This is a genomic window from Pseudomonas sp. N40(2020), assembly GCF_014472415.1.
In the GTDB taxonomy this organism is placed as follows: domain Bacteria; phylum Pseudomonadota; class Gammaproteobacteria; order Pseudomonadales; family Pseudomonadaceae; genus Aquipseudomonas.
In genome coordinates this window covers 1-16,267 of sequence record NZ_JACSZV010000047.1, presented here as the reverse complement: position 1 = coordinate 16,267, position 16,267 = coordinate 1, and the positions used below count along the sequence as shown (strand labels likewise).

The 16,267-nt window shown below is 59.3% G+C and carries 18 protein-coding genes; 14 read left to right on the top strand and 4 right to left on the bottom strand.

The genetic code is table 11. The annotated features are described in order from the left end of the window. Position 1 precedes the first annotated feature (1 nt). Positions 2-1,300, top strand: coding sequence for a c-type cytochrome (locus IAI51_RS24025; protein ID WP_187680734.1), 1,299 nt, complete (start codon positions 2-4; stop codon positions 1,298-1,300). A gap of 56 nt (positions 1,301-1,356) precedes the next feature. Here the strand turns inward: IAI51_RS24025 and IAI51_RS24020 are convergent, their stop codons facing one another. Beyond that, positions 1,357-1,632: a hypothetical protein gene (locus tag IAI51_RS24020; RefSeq protein WP_187680733.1), complete on the bottom strand. Its 276-nt coding sequence runs from the start codon at positions 1,630-1,632 to the stop codon at positions 1,357-1,359. Between the two features lie 252 nt (positions 1,633-1,884). Here IAI51_RS24020 and IAI51_RS24015 point away from each other — a divergent pair, with 252 nt between their 5' ends. From IAI51_RS24015 to IAI51_RS24000, 4 genes are all read left to right on the top strand, one after another. Continuing rightward, entirely contained in the window at positions 1,885-2,430 is a 546-nt protein-coding gene (locus tag IAI51_RS24015; protein WP_187680732.1) for a hypothetical protein, read from the top strand. 101 nt (positions 2,431-2,531) lie between these two features. Then, positions 2,532-3,584, top strand: coding sequence for a PA0069 family radical SAM protein (locus tag IAI51_RS24010; protein WP_187680731.1), 1,053 nt, complete (start codon positions 2,532-2,534; stop codon positions 3,582-3,584). Between the two features lie 237 nt (positions 3,585-3,821). Further along, entirely contained in the window at positions 3,822-4,550 is a 729-nt protein-coding gene (locus tag IAI51_RS24005) for a carbonic anhydrase (protein WP_187680730.1), read from the top strand. Between the two features lie 90 nt (positions 4,551-4,640). Beyond that, the gene (locus tag IAI51_RS24000; protein ID WP_187680729.1) at positions 4,641-6,167 is read left to right on the top strand and encodes a SulP family inorganic anion transporter; all 1,527 of its coding nucleotides are present in this window, start codon (positions 4,641-4,643) and stop codon (positions 6,165-6,167) included. 119 nt (positions 6,168-6,286) lie between these two features. On the opposite strand, the gene IAI51_RS23995 is transcribed toward IAI51_RS24000, so the two are convergent. Further along, on the bottom strand, positions 6,287-6,937 hold the full coding sequence (locus IAI51_RS23995) for a hypothetical protein (protein ID WP_187680728.1): 651 nt from the start codon (positions 6,935-6,937) through the stop codon (positions 6,287-6,289). 369 nt (positions 6,938-7,306) lie between these two features. Between IAI51_RS23995 and coxB the strand changes: the two genes are divergently transcribed. From coxB to IAI51_RS23975, 4 genes are all read left to right on the top strand, one after another. Next, entirely contained in the window at positions 7,307-8,434 is a 1,128-nt protein-coding gene (gene coxB / locus IAI51_RS23990) for a cytochrome c oxidase subunit II (protein ID WP_187680727.1), read from the top strand. 82 nt (positions 8,435-8,516) lie between these two features. Beyond that, the gene (gene ctaD, locus IAI51_RS23985) at positions 8,517-10,103 is read left to right on the top strand and encodes a cytochrome c oxidase subunit I (RefSeq protein WP_042556974.1); all 1,587 of its coding nucleotides are present in this window, start codon (positions 8,517-8,519) and stop codon (positions 10,101-10,103) included. A 45-nt stretch (positions 10,104-10,148) separates the two neighbouring features. Then, a complete protein-coding gene (locus IAI51_RS23980; protein ID WP_095190261.1) occupies positions 10,149-10,700 on the top strand; it encodes a cytochrome c oxidase assembly protein in 552 nt (183 codons plus the stop codon). Positions 10,701-10,725: 25 nt separating this feature from the next. Next, the gene (locus tag IAI51_RS23975) at positions 10,726-11,613 is read left to right on the top strand and encodes a cytochrome c oxidase subunit 3 (RefSeq protein ID WP_187680726.1); all 888 of its coding nucleotides are present in this window, start codon (positions 10,726-10,728) and stop codon (positions 11,611-11,613) included. A gap of 7 nt (positions 11,614-11,620) precedes the next feature. On the opposite strand, the gene IAI51_RS23970 is transcribed toward IAI51_RS23975, so the two are convergent. Beyond that, on the bottom strand, positions 11,621-11,824 hold the full coding sequence (locus tag IAI51_RS23970; RefSeq protein WP_003220344.1) for a twin transmembrane helix small protein: 204 nt from the start codon (positions 11,822-11,824) through the stop codon (positions 11,621-11,623). 70 nt (positions 11,825-11,894) lie between these two features. Between IAI51_RS23970 and IAI51_RS23965 the strand changes: the two genes are divergently transcribed. Genes IAI51_RS23965 through IAI51_RS23945 form a run of 5 tightly spaced genes read left to right on the top strand, consistent with a single transcriptional unit; the run spans position 11,895 to position 15,803 of the window. Beyond that, entirely contained in the window at positions 11,895-12,635 is a 741-nt protein-coding gene (locus tag IAI51_RS23965; protein ID WP_187680725.1) for an SURF1 family protein, read from the top strand. Continuing rightward, the gene (locus IAI51_RS23960; protein ID WP_187680724.1) at positions 12,601-13,194 is read left to right on the top strand and encodes a hypothetical protein; all 594 of its coding nucleotides are present in this window, start codon (positions 12,601-12,603) and stop codon (positions 13,192-13,194) included. The genes IAI51_RS23965 and IAI51_RS23960 overlap by 35 nt, the downstream gene beginning before the upstream one ends. A 10-nt stretch (positions 13,195-13,204) precedes the next feature. Further along, complete coding sequence (locus IAI51_RS23955; protein WP_187680723.1) at positions 13,205-14,284, top strand: COX15/CtaA family protein; 1,080 nt, start codon at positions 13,205-13,207, stop codon at positions 14,282-14,284. Then, positions 14,272-15,171 carry a heme o synthase gene (cyoE, locus tag IAI51_RS23950; RefSeq protein ID WP_187680722.1) on the top strand — a complete coding sequence of 300 codons (900 nt, stop codon included), beginning with the start codon at positions 14,272-14,274 and terminating at the stop codon, positions 15,169-15,171. Before IAI51_RS23955 ends, cyoE begins: the two co-directional genes overlap by 13 nt. Continuing rightward, a complete protein-coding gene (locus IAI51_RS23945; RefSeq protein ID WP_187680721.1) occupies positions 15,168-15,803 on the top strand; it encodes an SCO family protein in 636 nt (211 codons plus the stop codon). Before cyoE ends, IAI51_RS23945 begins: the two co-directional genes overlap by 4 nt. A 330-nt stretch (positions 15,804-16,133) precedes the next feature. Here IAI51_RS23945 and IAI51_RS23940 read toward each other — a convergent pair. Next, positions 16,134-16,267, bottom strand: a 134-nt coding sequence (locus tag IAI51_RS23940) for an integrase core domain-containing protein (protein ID WP_187677109.1), incomplete at its 5' end; no start/stop codon positions are given.

Here is a 16,267-nt window from a genome sequence, read left to right as displayed (position 1 = left end):
CATGAAGAGTTTTGTTATCGCGACCCTGGCCCTGCTCGGCAGCGCTACTTTGCAAGCGGCCGAAGTTGATCAATCCTTGATCAAACAGGGCGAATACCTCGCCCGCGCCGGCGACTGTGTGGCTTGTCACACCGCGAAGGACGGCAAGCCGTTCGCCGGTGGGCTACCGATGGAAACCCCAATCGGCACGATCTACTCGACCAACATCACCCCGGATAAAACCGGCGTCGGTGATTACAGCTTCGAGGACTTTGATCAGGCCGTGCGTCATGGCATCGCCAAAAACGGTAGTACGTTGTACCCGGCGATGCCGTATCCGTCCTACGCACGTGTCAGCGAAGGCGACATGAAAGCGTTGTACGCGTACTTCATGCGAGGCGTTGAACCGGTGACGCAGGAGAACAAGGCCAGCGACATCCCGTGGCCGTTGAGCATGCGCTGGCCGTTGATGGGCTGGCGCTGGATGTTTGCGCCGAAGGTCGAGGACTACAAGGCCACGTCAGAAGATCCGGTCATTGATCGTGGGGCTTATCTGGTGGAAGGCCTCGGACATTGCGGCGCCTGTCATACGCCACGTGCCCTGACCATGCAGGAAAAATCCTTGAGTGCAGCGGATGGTAAAAACTTCCTGGCCGGCAGCGCGCCGCTGGAAGGCTGGATCGCCAAGAGTCTGCGCGGTGACCACAAGGACGGCCTGGGTAGCTGGAGCGAAGAGCAACTGGTGCAATTCCTCAAGACCGGTCGCAGCGACCGTAGCGCAGTGTTCGGCGGCATGAGCGATGTGGTCACCCACAGCATGCAATACATGACCGACGCCGACCTGACCGCGATTGCCCGCTATCTCAAGTCGTTGCCAGCGACTGATCCGAACGATCAGCCGCACCAGTACGACGAAAAAATCGCCAAGGCCCTGTGGAACGGTGACGACAGTCAGCGCGGCGCAGCGGTGTACATCGACAACTGCGCGGCGTGCCACCGCACGGACGGCCACGGCTATACGCGGGTATTCCCGGCGCTGGCAGGCAATCCGGTGCTGCAATCAGATGACCCGACTTCGTTGATTCACATTGTGCTCAAGGGCGGGACTTTGCCAGCGACGCACACGGCGCCTTCGACCTTCACCATGCCCGCGTATGCATGGCGCCTGTCGGATCAGGAAGTCGCAGATGTGGTGAGTTTTATTCGCGGCAGTTGGGGTAACAAGGGCGCTCCAGTGAAAGCAGCCGATGTTGCCAGCCTGCGCAAGAACGATATGCAGACCACTTCCGGCGATGACCTGGGGCAAGTCACTTCGCATTAACGAGACCGGAATACCGCTGACATGGCATTAGTGCTTTTGCTGTGTCAGCGGGCAATTCAACGCTTGGACTGAAAGCCCTTGAATTGCGAAAAAGCATCGGCTAACTGTAAGTAGAGCTTCTTGTCGTGTTTATCGACGTCACCATCGCCATCGCCGTCGACGACGTCTTCGGAAATCAAGTCATAACGACCGTTACCTTCCGACGAAGAAGCGAACAACGAGTAGTCGTAATCCATCATTTCCGTCGCGTCTTCATCGTAGTGATAGAACGCGACCTCCGGATTTCCATCTCGGTCCATATCCGCGATTTCGAGCAATATCCTGATCGTCATAAATAAAATCTCTGTCCGTTGATTAAGCCAGGATCACCGGCAAAGTTGCCGCACGCTCCTCAGGCTAAATCCAAAGCATGAACACATCTACTGTCATACCTCACAGGGTGTATAAGCAGACAGTACTGACTGTCTTGCTGTCGATATATACACCCTGTCAACTATGACAGTAGACATTTATTGACTGCAGTTCTAATTTCAAAGGCGGGACTACTACACTTTTAATATTGACTATGGCAGGGAGCGGACATTATGAATTACGCAGTGTTATATGAGTTCAAGGATATCAAGGGAGATCATCACGCCGAAGCGATCATCTCCCGATACAACGATGGATATGCGCCGGGCCGCAAACCCAACGTAGTTGTCACAGTTGAATACAACACGGTCAGTAAAAAATATGAAACCGTCGAAGGGTATGACGATGTCGAGGGAGATGGCGACCTTGATGAAGATGACCAGTCTTATTACACCCTCGCCGCTGATATTGCCTCTGCTATTGCAGGTTTAAGCAAGCAGGATGAGGGCCGTCGCTATAAGAGCATGCTGGTGTCTTTCGATAATAACGGCAGCCCGGCTGCACCGCCCGATGTCAAAATTGGACTGTTCAATGTTTCAAATCCCGGTTTGAGCCAGCCTGACTTTACTGTCACAGCGACAGATTATAGAAACGGCCTGTATAACAAGGTTTCAAATACTGTAGATGCCAACGGCGATAACCGCATTGATCTTGACGATCAACTTGCATTCAAGAGGATCGCAAATTCTTTTGCCTCAATGAAAGGGTTCAAAGCCTGAACTGACTGACAACTCTATTATCTTGCTTATCGCCCAACGGCACTGGCGGGTTACCCATTTCCACGATACTGTACGGACATACAGCATCGTGGAATTTCGTTATGGCCATCCCTGACCGTGGTCGCGGCACCGCCAGCAACCCGCACAACCGCTTCGCACCGAGCCGCTCGGTTGCCGAAGACGACGGCTGGTATCAGGAAGTGCCCGAGACCCAGGGCACCGAGGTGATGATCGAAACGGCGAAGACGATCATCACCCGCAACACCTCGCCGGATCTGCCGTTCGACCGCTCTATCAACCCCTATCGTGGCTGCGAACATGGCTGCATCTATTGCTACGCGCGGCCCAGCCACGCCTATTGGGACATGTCGCCGGGGCTCGATTTCGAAACGAAGCTGATCGCCAAGACCAACGCTGCCCAAGTGCTGGAAGAACAGCTCGGGAAAAAAGGCTATCAATGCGCGCCGATCAATCTCGGTTCCAACACCGATCCGTATCAGCCGATCGAACGCGAACACAAGATCACCCGCCAGATCCTCGAAGTGCTGCTGCGTTATCGGCACCCGGTGACCATTGTCACCAAGGGCTCGTTGATCCTGCGCGACCTCGACTTGCTCACCGAACTGGCGCAACAGCGGCTGGTGGCGGTGATGATCAGCCTGACCACACTGGACGACGAACTCAAACGTATTCTCGAACCCCGCGCTGCTGCGCCCAAGGCGCGCTTGCGGGCAATCCGGGTGATGCGTGAAGCGGGAGTTCCGGTGGGAGTGCTGTGTTCACCGATGATTCCGATGATCAACGACAGCGAGATCGAAAGCCTGCTGACCGAGGCCCAAGCCGCCGGCGCGCAAAGTGGGGCCTACATGATGCTGCGCCTGCCGCTGGAAGTGGCACCGCTGTTCGAGGAATGGCTGCAAGCGCATTATCCGCAACGCTCAGCGCATGTGTTGAGCCTGGTTCGACAGAGCCGTGGCGGCGAGCTCTACGACAGCCGTTTCGGCGCGAGGATGCGAGGTGAAGGGCCGTTTGCAGATCTGCTGGCGCAGAGGTTTGCCAAAGCCATCAAGCGTCTGGGCCTCAATCATCGCGAGAGCTACAACCTCGATTGCACAGCCTTCTGTCCGCCGGGTCGCCAGATGTCGTTGATTTAGCGACAATTGACCTATGGTTGAGTGGTCGGAACCCTTCCGTCGAAACTGCCAGTCACGTTTTTTGTGACCTGGAACACACGTTCTAGAGCGCTTGATTCAGTTTGAGTTAAGTTTCGACGGCTACCTTGTTCATCGAGTGACTGACGGGTCGGGATGACTCGGATGTTTTAAACAGCCACTGGCTTCATACCGGAATACCGGGGCATGACTCCCTGAATCCGCCTAAGAGGATGAATCATGAGTGACAAGGATAAACAGCCGTTGGCTGCGTCGGCGCAAGCCCCTGTGGCGGAATCCGCCGATGCAGCGCTGCGTCAGATCGTAGACGGCTTTTTGCATTTTCATCATGAGGTCTTCCCGCAGCAGGAAGAACTCTTCAAAAAACTCGCCACGGCCCAGTCGCCAAAAGCGATGTTCATCACCTGCGCCGACTCGCGCATCGTGCCCGAACTGATCACCCAGAGTTCGCCCGGCGATCTGTTCGTGACCCGTAACGTCGGCAACGTTGTACCGCCCTACGGCCAGATGAACGGCGGCGTTTCCACTGCGATCGAATACGCGGTGCTAGCACTCGGCGTGCAGCACATCATCATCTGCGGCCACTCGGATTGCGGCGCCATGCGCGCGGTGCTCAACCCCGACAGCCTGGAAAAAATGCCGACGGTCAAAGCCTGGTTGCGCCACGCCGAAGTGGCCAAAACCATGGTGCATGAAAACTGTAACTGCGCCGACGAAAAAGAAAGCATGCCGATCCTCACTGAGGAAAACGTCATCGCCCAATTGCAGCACTTGCGTACCCATCCTTCGGTAGCCTCGCGCATGGCGAACGGTCATCTGTTCATCCATGGCTGGGTCTACAACATCGAAACCAGCGAAATCAAAGCTTACGACGCGGATCAGGGCTGCTTCCTGCCGCTCGACGGCAGCCATCCGATTCCGGTGGCGACGCCCAAAGCGCGCTTCTAAATCTTCCTAACAATCTGTGTGGTTTGACGCCGGCCGCTGTTTCAGCGGCCCGGCCTCGCCACGCCTGAAGAAAGCTTCGGGAGAGTCATCATGCGTGCTGCTCAATTAAAAGCGGTGTTGCCACGGGAGCTGCTCGCTTCGGTGGTTGTATTTCTGGTCGCCCTGCCGCTGTGCATGGGCATTGCGATTGCGTCAGGGTTGCCGCCAGCCAAAGGTCTGATCACCGGGATCATCGGCGGTCTGGTAGTCGGTTGGCTGGCGGGTTCGCCGTTGCAGGTCAGTGGGCCGGCAGCGGGTCTGGCAGTGTTGGTGTTTGAACTAGTGCGCCAGCACGGCATCGAGATGCTCGGGCCGATTCTGCTGCTGGCCGGTTTCCTGCAACTGGTGGCCGGGCGACTGAAGCTCGGTTGCTGGTTTCGGGTCACAGCGCCAGCGGTGGTCTACGGCATGCTGGCCGGGATCGGCGTGTTGATTGTGCTCTCACAAATCCATGTGATGCTCGACGCCTCACCAAAACCCTCCGGGCTGGATAACCTCACAGCGTTCCCCGCTGCGGTGGCGCAAGCCTTGCCGTCGTTTGGCTGGCAGGCCGGTCTGCTAGGGCTGGCGACTATTGCGGTGATGTGGTTGTGGGAGAAATTCCGTCCGCATTCGCTGCGCTTCATTCCCGGCGCATTGCTCGGCGTGGGTCTGGCCACTGGCGCCAGTCTGCTGCTGGCATTGCAGGTTAAACGGGTTGAAGTACCGGCGAATCTGGCAGAAGCCATCGACTGGCTGAAACCGGCGGATCTGCTCAGTCTGGCGGACCCGACGCTGCTGATCGCTGCGTTTGCCGTGGCGTTTATCGCCAGCGCCGAAACCCTGTTGTCGGCGGCGGCGGTGGATCGCATGCACAGCGGCGTGCGTTCGGACTTCGACCGTGAACTGTCGGCACAAGGCGTCGGCAATATGCTTTGCGGCCTGGTCGGCGCGCTGCCGATGACCGGGGTAATCGTGCGCAGTTCGGCCAACGTCCAGGCCGGTGCGACCACGCGCTATTCAACAATCTTCCATGGCCTGTGGCTGCTGGCGTTCGTGCTGTTGCTGTCGAGCGTGCTGCAAAGCATTCCGGTGGCGAGTCTGGCGGGTGTGCTGGTGTATACCGGTTTCAAACTGGTGGATCTCAAGGCGTTTCGCGGGCTGGGTCGTTATGGCCGGATGCCGATGTTCACTTACGCCGCGACGGCGCTGGCGATCATCTTCACCGACCTTTTGACCGGCGTTTTGATCGGCTTCGGCCTGACCTTGCTGAAACTGGCGTTCAAGGCTTCGCGCTTGAAGATCAGCTTGATCGATCTGCCGCAGGACGGCGAGATGGAGTTGCGTCTGGTGGGGGCGGCGACGTTCCTCAAGGTGCCGGCGCTGACGCAGGTGCTGAACACGATTCCAATGGGCACCACGGTGCATGTGCCGCTCAATAACCTGAGCTACATCGACCATTCGTGTCTGGAGTTGCTGGAAGAGTGGGGCCGGGCGAATGCGGCGAAGGGTTCGAAGCTGTTGATTGAGTCGCGTGGGTTGAAGCGCAGGCTTGAGGGTCGGGTTCGCACCAATACCGGCATAGGTGCGGCCGGGTAAGTAACCTTGTAGGAGTGAGCCTGCTCGCGATGGCGTCGGGTCAGTCAACAGAGATGTTGAATGATCTACCGTAATCGCGAGCAGGCTCACTCCTACATTGGATTGTGTGCAACTCAGGGTTAAGCAGCCGGTTGATCCAGCTCCAGACCCACACCCAATCGACGGCCCATGCACGGCCAGCGTTTCCACGCCGCACCGGTGTCGGGGCTGCTGAGTTTTTCGCGGTAGGCCTCTACCGACTCCAGCGCAAAACTCTCTTCGTTGAGCATCTCGTCGATGGCGTGATGCACCGCTTCGTCCAGTTGGTTGGCAAACTCCTCACCGATCAATTGGTGAGCAATCAGATTGGCGACCGTCATGTCCAAGGGGATCAGTGGCTGGCCGAAATGCTTGATGTACAGGTCGTTGACCTCTTCGACAAAGCGGTGCGCCAGGTAGGCTTCGTCCAGCAGGCTGTCCAGGCCAACGTGCCCGGCCATGATTGCCGGCGGCTGGAGGAAATACTGCTCGGCGATTTTCAGCACCGGTTTGATCTGCGATTCGATTCCCGCTTCCCTGGCGACTTCATTGGCTGCATCCAGCAGGTCTGGCACTTCATCGATGTAGGCGGCGACAAAACGCGTCAGCACGCCTTTGGCGTCGGCTTCCGGCAATTGGATCGCCGGGTGTAAATGAGGCAGCTTGCTTTCCAGCTGACGGGTCAGCAGGCCGGTGTCTTTCTCGTGCTGTTGGGCGGTTTGGATCTGCTCGCGCAATGCGGCGGTGTTCATGAAAACTCCAGGGAACAAGGCAATGAAATAGGGAAGACATAAGTTAGCTGGCTTACGAAAAATGCTAAGACGCATTTGTCATAATTATTTCATCCTTGATGCGCCTGCGTTATATCGATTTGCCACCTCTCGTCTGCATCCTTCTCCATTCGTGCCCTTGAACGCAAGTCTCGGCTGTTTCAGTTCATTTACGTCCTCACATTGCAATTTCCAGTCGCTGTCTATACTCGCCATTGAATGGAGTTAGCTGATGACGCCCGACTGCACCCGCAGCAAGGCCCGGCGATTCAAGTTCGTAGTCTGATGCAGCCGCTCCCTTGCCGCAGGCGAAAGCCGGCGGGATAACAAGAACGATAAGGGGAACCCGCAATGATGCGACATCCACACGTCTGGATGGGCCTCCTGTTGTGGTCGATTTTCAGCCAGGCCAATGCGGCCTGGACTGTGAATATGGCGCCTGGAGCGACTGAAATCAGTCACGCAGTATTCGACCTGCACATGACCATTTTCTGGATCTGTGTGGTGATCGGGATCATCGTCTTCGGCGCCATGTTCTGGTCGATGATGGTGCACCGCCGTTCAACCGGGCAGGTGGCCGCAAAATTCCACGAAAGCACCACCGTCGAAATTCTCTGGACCGTCGTCCCGCTGCTGATTCTGGTGGCGATGGCCGTTCCGGCGACCGCCACCCTGATCAAGATGTACGACGCCAGTGAGCCGGATATCGATATCCAGGTCACCGGCTATCAATGGAAGTGGCACTACAAATACCTGGGCCAGGACGTCGAGTTCTTCAGCAACCTGGCCACGCCCGCCGAGCAGATCCACAACAAGGAAGCCAAGGGCGAGCACTACCTGCTTGAGGTCGACAAGCCGTTGGTGCTGCCGATCGGAGCCAAAGTGCGCTTCCTCGTGACCTCCGCCGACGTCATCCACTCGTGGTGGGTGCCGGCGTTTGCGGTCAAGCGCGATGCGATCCCCGGGTTCGTCAACGAAGCCTGGACCCGTGTCGACAAGCCCGGCCTGTACCGTGGCCAGTGCGCCGAACTGTGCGGCAAGGATCATGGTTTCATGCCGATTGTGGTCGAGGTCAAGGAAAAGGCCGACTACGAAGCATGGCTGGCCGAACGCAAGGCCGAAGCTGCGCAGCTCAAAGAACTGACCAGCAAGGAATGGACCCTCGACGAGCTCAAAGAGCGCGGCGACAAGGTCTATCACACCGCTTGTGTCGCCTGTCACCAAGCCGAAGGCCAGGGCCTGCCGCCGATGTTCCCGGCGCTCAAGGGCTCGAAAATCGCCACCGGACCGATCAAGGATCACCTGAACATTGTCCTCCACGGCAAGCCCGGCACCGCCATGGCGGCGTTCGGCAAACAGTTGTCGGAAGTCGATATCGCAGCGGTCGTGACCTATGAACGTAACGCCTGGGGCAACAACAAGGGCGACATGGTCACGCCAAAAGAAGTGCTGGAGCTGAAACAGGCGGAAAGCAAATGAGCCGGTCTATTGCGTACTTCGTGAACCAGTCGGGGCTCCGTGCCCCGGCCTGCCCAGCCCACTCACTTGAAGGAGACCGGCCATGAGCGCTGTCATCGATGACCACGGTCATGCCGACCACGCCCACGGCCCCGCCAAAGGTCTGATGCGCTGGGTGCTGACCACCAACCACAAGGACATCGGCACGCTGTACCTGTGGTTTGCGTTCTGCATGTTCCTGCTCGGCGGCTCGTTCGCCATGGTGATCCGCGCCGAGCTGTTCCAGCCCGGTTTGCAGATCGTCGAGCCGGCGTTCTTCAACCAGATGACCACCATGCACGGTCTGGTGATGGTCTTCGGCGCGGTGATGCCGGCGTTCGTCGGCCTCGCCAACTGGATGATCCCGTTGATGATCGGCGCACCGGACATGGCCCTGCCGCGCATGAACAACTTCAGCTTCTGGCTGCTGCCGGCGGCGTTCCTGCTGTTGGTCTCGACCCTGTTCAGCCCCGGTGGCGGGCCGAATTTCGGCTGGACGTTCTACGCGCCGTTGTCGACGACTTATGCGCCGGAAAGCGTGACGTTCTTCATCTTCGCCATCCACTTGATGGGGATCAGTTCGATCATGGGCGCGATCAACGTGGTCGCGACCATCCTCAACCTGCGCGCTCCCGGCATGACGTTGATGAAAATGCCGCTGTTCGTCTGGACCTGGCTGATCACCGCGTTCCTGCTGATCGCGGTGATGCCGGTGCTGGCCGGGTGCGTGACGATGATGCTGATGGACATCCACTTCGGCACCAGTTTCTTCAGTGCCGCCGGTGGCGGTGACCCGGTGCTGTTCCAGCATGTGTTCTGGTTCTTCGGCCACCCCGAGGTGTACATCATGATCCTGCCGGCCTTCGGCGCCGTCAGCTCGATCATCCCGACCTTCTCGCGCAAACCGCTGTTCGGCTACACCTCGATGGTCTACGCCACGGCGAGCATTGCGTTCCTGTCGTTCATTGTCTGGGCGCACCACATGTTCGTGGTCGGCATTCCGTTGGTGGGCGAGCTGTTCTTCATGTACGCCACGCTACTGATCGCCGTGCCCACCGGGGTCAAGGTGTTCAACTGGGCGAGCACCATGTGGCAAGGCTCGCTGACCTTCGAGACGCCGATGCTGTTTGCCGTGGCGTTCGTGATCCTGTTCTCCATCGGCGGGTTCTCCGGGCTGATGCTGGCCATCGCCCCGGCGGACTTCCAGTATCAGGACACCTATTTCGTGGTCGCGCACTTCCACTATGTGCTGGTGCCGGGGGCCATCTTCGGGATCTTCGCCTCGGCCTATTACTGGCTGCCGAAGTGGACCGGCCACATGTACGACGAAACCCTCGGCAAGCTGCATTTCTGGCTGTCGTTCATCGGTATGAACATGGCCTTCTTCCCGATGCACTTCGTGGGCCTTGCGGGGATGCCGCGGCGGATTCCGGACTACAACCTGCAGTTCGCCGACTTCAATATGGTCTCCTCGATCGGCGCGTTCATGTTCGGCGCCACGCAGATCTTCTTCCTGTTCATCGTGATCAAGACCATCCGAGGCGGCGAACCGGCACCGGCCAAACCGTGGGATGGCGCCGAAGGTCTGGAATGGAGCGTGCCGTCACCGGCGCCGTATCACACCTTTACTACGCCGCCGGAAGTGAAATGAACAATTTCTGCCCTGCACAAATGACTGTGGGAGAGGCTGAAAATCATGGCTGACTCGATCTCGCTGAAAAAACTCGTCACCCGCCTGCTCGCAGTGGTAGTGGCGATGTTTGTCTTCGGGTTTGCCCTGGTGCCGATCTACGACGTGATGTGCAAAGCCTTCGGCATCAATGGCAAGACCGGTGGGCAGTACGAGGGCGAGCAGGTGGTCGACACCTCCCGCCAGGTGCGCGTGCAGTTTTTGTCGACCAACACCGCCGACATGCCGTGGGACTTCTACCCAAAGCACGACGAGCTGACGGCCAACCCCGGCGCGGTGAACGAGATGATCTTCATCGCCCGCAACCCCACCGACAAACCGATGAGTGCGCAAGCCGTGCCGAGCATCGCGCCAAGCAATGCGGCGGCGTATTTCCACAAGACCGAATGCTTTTGCTTTACCCAGCAGGTGCTGCAGCCCGGTCAGCAGATCGAGATGCCGGTGCGTTTCATTGTTGACCGCGACATGCCCAAGGATGTGAAGCACCTGACGCTGTCCTACACGCTGTTCGATATCACCGCCCGACATCCACCGGTGGCTGTAAACACTGGCGGTTGAGCGTGCCCGATAAGGAGAACAATAAATGGCAACTCATGAGCACTATTACGTTCCGGCCCAGAGCAAGTGGCCGATCATCGCCACGATCGGGATGTTGGTCACCGTGTACGGCCTGGCCGTCTGGTTCAACGATCTGAAGGCAGCGCGCCCGGAATCCCACGGCCCGCTGATCTTTTTCATCGGCGGCCTGCTGGTGGCGTACATGCTGTTCGGCTGGTTCGGCACGGTGATCAAGGAAAGTCGCGCGGGACTCTACAGCGCGCAGCTTGATCGCTCGTTCCGCTGGGGCATGAGCTGGTTCATCTTTTCCGAAGTGATGTTCTTCGTCGCTTTCTTCGGTGCGCTGTTCTACGTGCGGCACATTTCCGGCCCGGCACTCGGAGGTGAAGGCCCAAAAGGGGTCGCGCACATGCTTTGGCCAAATTTTCAGTTCACCTGGCCGCTGCTGAACACGCCGGATCCGAAACTGTTCCCGCCGGCCAAAGACGTTATCAGCCCGTGGGGTCTGCCGCTGATCAACACGATTCTGCTGGTCAGCTCCAGCGTGACCATCACCATCGCCCACCATGCCTTGAAGAAGGGCCATCGCGGCGCGCTGAAAATCTGGCTGGCGATCACCGTGCTGCTGGGCTGCGCATTCCTCGGCTTCCAGGCCGAAGAATACATTCACGCTTATAAGGAGCTGGGCCTGACCCTGGGTTCGGGCATCTACGGTGCGACGTTCTTCATGCTCACCGGTTTCCACGGCGCCCACGTGACCATCGGCACGATCATTCTGTTTGTGATGCTGATGCGGATCATGAAGGGCCACTTCGACAACGAGCACCAGTTCGGCTTCGAAGCGGCGAGCTGGTATTGGCACTTCGTCGACGTGGTGTGGATCGGCTTGTTCATCTTCGTTTACGTGCTCTGAACCTGGATCACCAAGGCGCGTGCGAGACCAGTTGGCCGCTGTAAAAGCCCCAGGCGATCAAGCCGACGGTGGCAGCGGCCAATGCCACCCGAACACTCAAGGCGATGACCAGACGATTGGAACTGCTGTCGTCCTTGACCAGGAAAAACAGGCCGCTGAACAGGCTGATCACCGTGGCAATCAGCAGCAGAACGATGGCTGCTTTGAGCATGGGAAGACTCCGGGGGACAGGCGATGCACTTGAGTATAGCGATCGCGATGCCTGACTTTATGGCGGTGCCATGAAGCGCTTTCGCCCGGGCGTCGTACCGACGGTTGTCGTGGCATTGTTGCTGCCGCTGTTGGTGTCGCTGGGCTTCTGGCAATTGAGCCGGGGGGCGGAGAAAACCGCCCTGCTCGCCAGTTACGCCGAGCGCCGCGCCGCTGAACCGATGGCCAGCAGCGAGTTGCTCAATAGTGCTGAGCCGGCCTATCGCCGCGTGCGTCTTTCCGGCCAGTTCGACGCCGCTCACAGCCTGCTGCTCGACAACAGCCAGCGCAACGGCAAGGTCGGCGTCGAGTTGCTGCAACCGTTTCAGGATCAACGCACCGGCCTTTGGCTGCTGGTCAATCGCGGCTGGCTGCCGTGGCCAGATCGACGCGTGCCGCCGCAATTCACCACGCCTTCCGAGGCGCTGAATATCGATGCCTGGGTCTACGTCGCCCCCGGCGCGACCTTCCAGCTTCACGCCGACCCGGCCAGCAGCACCTGGCCGCAAACCATCACCGCCGTCGATCCGGCCAAGTTGTGGAAATCCCTCGAGCGCGACGGCTTCGCCTACGAATTACGCGCCGAACCCGGCCCGGCGAGCTATCAGGCCGACTGGCCGGTGGTGGCGATGGGTCCGGAAAAACACCTCGGTTACGCCGTGCAGTGGTTCGCCATGGCCACCGCCCTGCTCGGTCTCTACGTCTACTTAGGCTTGCACAACGCAAAGGAGAAACACCATGGGAACGGCCATGAATCCACCCAGCATGTCTGAAGCCAAAGCCCCGGCCAGTCGGCGTCGCGGACGTCTGCAGTTGCTGCTGATCGTGCTCGGCGTGGTCGGCCCGATGATCCTCGCCACCGGCATGTACAAATTGCAGTTCTGGGTGCCGGAAGGCCGCAGTTATCACGGCGAACTGATCGGCAACGGCCAGACACGCGCCGAGCTGGGTGTGCAGGCGGATGAAGTGCGCTGGCAGATGCTGGTGACGGCGCCCAAGGATTGCGCAGTGGACTGCCAGCAGCTTGTTTACCTCGCGCGGCAGATCCAGATCGGCCTCGGCCGTGAAGCCGGGCGCGCCAGCCACGCCCTCGCCGCTGCGCAACCTTTGAGCGCCGACTACCAAGCCAAACTCACCCGCGAATATCCGCAGTTGCAACGCTATCCGCTGGACGCCGCCACGTTCAGCAAGACAACGGGCGACCAGACCACGCCGCAACTGTGGATCATCGACCCCCACGGCAACCTCGTGCTGCGTTACGACCCGAATGTGAAGGGCAAGGATCTGCTCAACGACCTGCGCCACCTGCTGAAACTGTCGAACATCGGATAAGGGCATCGTCATGGCCAAACCTGGATTTCGCCTCGCGCTGTTTGCCACCTTGCTGGCACTGATTGTGGTGCTGCTCGGCGCCTACACCCGCCTGACCCACGCCGGCCTCGGTTGCCCGGACTGGCCGGGCTGCTACGGCTTTATCAGCGTGCCGAAAAGCGAAGCCCAACTGGCCCATGCCGAGCTGAATTTCCCCGACGCGCCGGTGGAGACGCACAAGGGCTGGAACGAGATGATCCACCGCTACTTCGCCGGCGCCCTCGGCCTGCTCATTTCGGTGTTGGCCGGGCGCGCGTGGGTCAATCGTCGCCATCCCGGGCAGCCATTGAAGCTGCCGCTGTTTCTGCTGGCGGTGGTGTTCGCCCAAGCGGCGTTCGGCATGTGGACGGTGACGCTCAAGCTCTGGCCGCAAGTGGTCACCGGGCATTTGCTTGGCGGCTTTGCGACCTTGAGCCTGTTGTTTCTGCTGACGTTGAGATTGTCCGGCGTGCTGCCGGCGCTGACCGTGCCCAAACGCTTGCAGTACTGGGCGACGGCGGGACTGCTGCTGGTGATCGGCCAGATCGCTCTAGGTGGCTGGGTCAGTTCCAACTACGCCGCGGTGGCCTGCATCGATTTCCCCACCTGCCACGGCCAATGGCTGCCGCCCGCCGACTTTGCCAACGGCTTTCACCTGACCCAACACATCGGCCCCAATTACCTCGGCGGACAACTCGACAGTGATGCCCGCACAGCGATTCACCTGACCCACCGCATCGGCGCGTTGCTGGTGACGCTGGTGCTGCTCGGTCTGGCCTGGCAACTGAAAGTGGTCGGCATGGCCCGGCTGGCCGGTTTGGTGCTGATTGCCCTCGGCGCACAAATCACTCTCGGCATCAGCAACGTGATTTTCCATCTGCCGCTGCCGGTTGCCGTGGCGCACAACGCCGGCGGCGCGGCACTGCTGCTGACCCTGGTGCTGGTCAATTATCACGCGCGCACCAGCCTGGTCCGGGTCAGACAACCAGTACTCGCGCGCTGGCGCTTCAGCCCGCGTAAACACTCCGCCGCGCCCATAACAATAAAAGGAGAAACGCCATGGCGATTCTGATCGGCGAACGCCCCACTCAGGCGATCTGGCGTGACTATCTGGAGCTGACCAAACCGAAAGTCGTGGTGCTGATGCTCATCACCTCGCTGGTCGGCATGTTCCTCGCGACCCGCGCCGGGGTGCCGTGGACGGTGCTGGTGTTCGGCAATCTGGGCATCGCGCTGTGTGCCGGTGGCGCGGCGGCGGTCAACCATGTGGTGGATCGGCGCATCGATGCAGTCATGGCGCGCACCCATAAGCGGCCGCTGGCCGAGGGCCGGGTTTCGCCTGCTGCGGCGTTGACCTTTGCGCTCGCGCTGGCGTTGCTCGGTCAGGCCTTGCTGCTGACCTTCACCAATCCGCTGACCGCGTGGCTGACCCTAGCCTCCCTGCTCGGCTACGCAGTGATCTACACCGGTTTCCTCAAGCGAGCGACGCCGCAGAACATCGTCATCGGCGGACTCGCCGGCGCAGCGCCGCCGCTGCTCGGCTGGACCGCCGCCACCGGCCATGTCAGCGCCGAACCGTTGCTGCTGGTGCTGATCATCTTCGCCTGGACCCCGCCGCACTTCTGGGCGCTGGCGATCCATCGCAAGGAGGAATATGCCAAGGCCGACATCCCGATGTTGCCGGTCACCCACGGCGAGCACTACACCAAAGTGCACATTCTGCTGTACACCTTCGCGCTGCTGGCGGTGAGCCTGCTGCCGTACGTGATCCACATGAGCGGCGTGCTGTATCTGGTTTGCGCGCTGGCTCTGGGCGCAAGGTTTCTGCAATGGGCCGTGGTGCTGTACCGTGGCACTCGGCCGCACGCGGCGATCAACACCTTCAAGTACTCTATTTGGTACTTGTTCCTGTTGTTCATTGCCCTGCTCGTAGACCACTACTTACTGTTGAACCTATGACTCGAACCCAGAAAACCGTCTTCATCCTCGTCGCCGTGATCGCGCTGATCCTCGGCCTGACCGTCAACAAAGTGCTGAGCGGCAAGGGCCAGGGCGACCCCACCGCGCTGATCGACGCCGGCATCATCCTGCTGCCGCAGAGCCGCACGCTGCCAAGCGTGAAGATGACTGATCAGGACGGCAAACCGGTCGCCATCGACGAGTTAAAAGGCAAGTGGAGCCTGCTGTTTTTCGGCTACACCTTCTGCCCGGACATCTGCCCGACCACCCTCGCGCAACTGCGTCAGATCAAAAGCGAACTGCCGAAAGACGCTGTGGATAAGTTGCAGATCGTGCTGGTCAGCGTCGACCCGAACCGGGATAACCCGAAGCAGTTGAAGCAATATCTGGGCTATTTTGATCCGCAGTTCATTGGCCTGACGCCGAGCTCGATTGAAGAGCTGCAGAAGGTGGCCAACGCGGTGAGTATTCCGTTTATTCCGGCGGATACCAGCAAGCCGAATTACACGGTTGACCACAGTGGGAATCTGGCGGTGATCGGGCCGGACGGGACGCAGCGTGGGTTTATCCGGGCGCCGTTGAATAACGCCAAACTGGTGGCGCAGTTGCCGGTGATGCTTAACCGCAAGTAACAGTTTAAAAGCCAAGAGCCCCTCACCCTAGCCCTCTCCCGGAGGGAGAGGGGACTGAATGGGGGATGCTGAAGAAATACGCCGACCTGATATTGCTTCACTGAATCCATAATCAACTCGAACGCTCAGGTCGATGAAGCGCTCAATGCACTTCGGTAGATCTCCTTGAATCCATAATCGACTCAGTCTTGCAGGTCGATGCAAAACGCCAGACACCTCGGTCGGCCCCCTCTCCCTCGGGAGAGGGCTGGGGTGAGGGGAAGATTCACAGCGGATCTCAAGCCGACACCCGCTGTCTAGTCCTGAAATAGGTTTACACCTGTTTCAGCCTCAAAATGCCCGATGCACCGCATCGGGCGTTTTGTATTTCAGCGACAGATGAGGCCGCTCGTTGTTATAGATCTGCACCGACTCGTCCACCATCCGGATGGCCTCTGCAAAATCTTTGGGGCGATGCAGCAATA

Bases quoted from the DNA above. Each gene is read 5' to 3' on its own strand.
- IAI51_RS24025 (WP_187680734.1), top strand. From the start codon at position 2: ATGAAGAGTTTTGTTATCGCGACCCTGGCCCTGCTCGGCAGCGCTACT.
- IAI51_RS24020 (WP_187680733.1), bottom strand. From the start codon at position 1,632: ATGACGATCAGGATATTGCTCGAAATCGCGGATATGGACCGAGATGGA.
- IAI51_RS24015 (WP_187680732.1), top strand. From the start codon at position 1,885: ATGAATTACGCAGTGTTATATGAGTTCAAGGATATCAAGGGAGATCAT.
- IAI51_RS24010 (WP_187680731.1), top strand. From the start codon at position 2,532: ATGGCCATCCCTGACCGTGGTCGCGGCACCGCCAGCAACCCGCACAAC.
- IAI51_RS24005 (WP_187680730.1), top strand. From the start codon at position 3,822: ATGAGTGACAAGGATAAACAGCCGTTGGCTGCGTCGGCGCAAGCCCCT.
- IAI51_RS24000 (WP_187680729.1), top strand. From the start codon at position 4,641: ATGCGTGCTGCTCAATTAAAAGCGGTGTTGCCACGGGAGCTGCTCGCT.
- IAI51_RS23995 (WP_187680728.1), bottom strand. From the start codon at position 6,937: ATGAACACCGCCGCATTGCGCGAGCAGATCCAAACCGCCCAACAGCAC.
- coxB (WP_187680727.1), top strand. From the start codon at position 7,307: ATGATGCGACATCCACACGTCTGGATGGGCCTCCTGTTGTGGTCGATT.
- ctaD (WP_042556974.1), top strand. From the start codon at position 8,517: ATGAGCGCTGTCATCGATGACCACGGTCATGCCGACCACGCCCACGGC.
- IAI51_RS23980 (WP_095190261.1), top strand. From the start codon at position 10,149: ATGGCTGACTCGATCTCGCTGAAAAAACTCGTCACCCGCCTGCTCGCA.
- IAI51_RS23975 (WP_187680726.1), top strand. From the start codon at position 10,726: ATGGCAACTCATGAGCACTATTACGTTCCGGCCCAGAGCAAGTGGCCG.
- IAI51_RS23970 (WP_003220344.1), bottom strand. From the start codon at position 11,824: ATGCTCAAAGCAGCCATCGTTCTGCTGCTGATTGCCACGGTGATCAGC.
- IAI51_RS23965 (WP_187680725.1), top strand. From the start codon at position 11,895: ATGAAGCGCTTTCGCCCGGGCGTCGTACCGACGGTTGTCGTGGCATTG.
- IAI51_RS23960 (WP_187680724.1), top strand. From the start codon at position 12,601: ATGGGAACGGCCATGAATCCACCCAGCATGTCTGAAGCCAAAGCCCCG.
- IAI51_RS23955 (WP_187680723.1), top strand. From the start codon at position 13,205: ATGGCCAAACCTGGATTTCGCCTCGCGCTGTTTGCCACCTTGCTGGCA.
- cyoE (WP_187680722.1), top strand. From the start codon at position 14,272: ATGGCGATTCTGATCGGCGAACGCCCCACTCAGGCGATCTGGCGTGAC.
- IAI51_RS23945 (WP_187680721.1), top strand. From the start codon at position 15,168: ATGACTCGAACCCAGAAAACCGTCTTCATCCTCGTCGCCGTGATCGCG.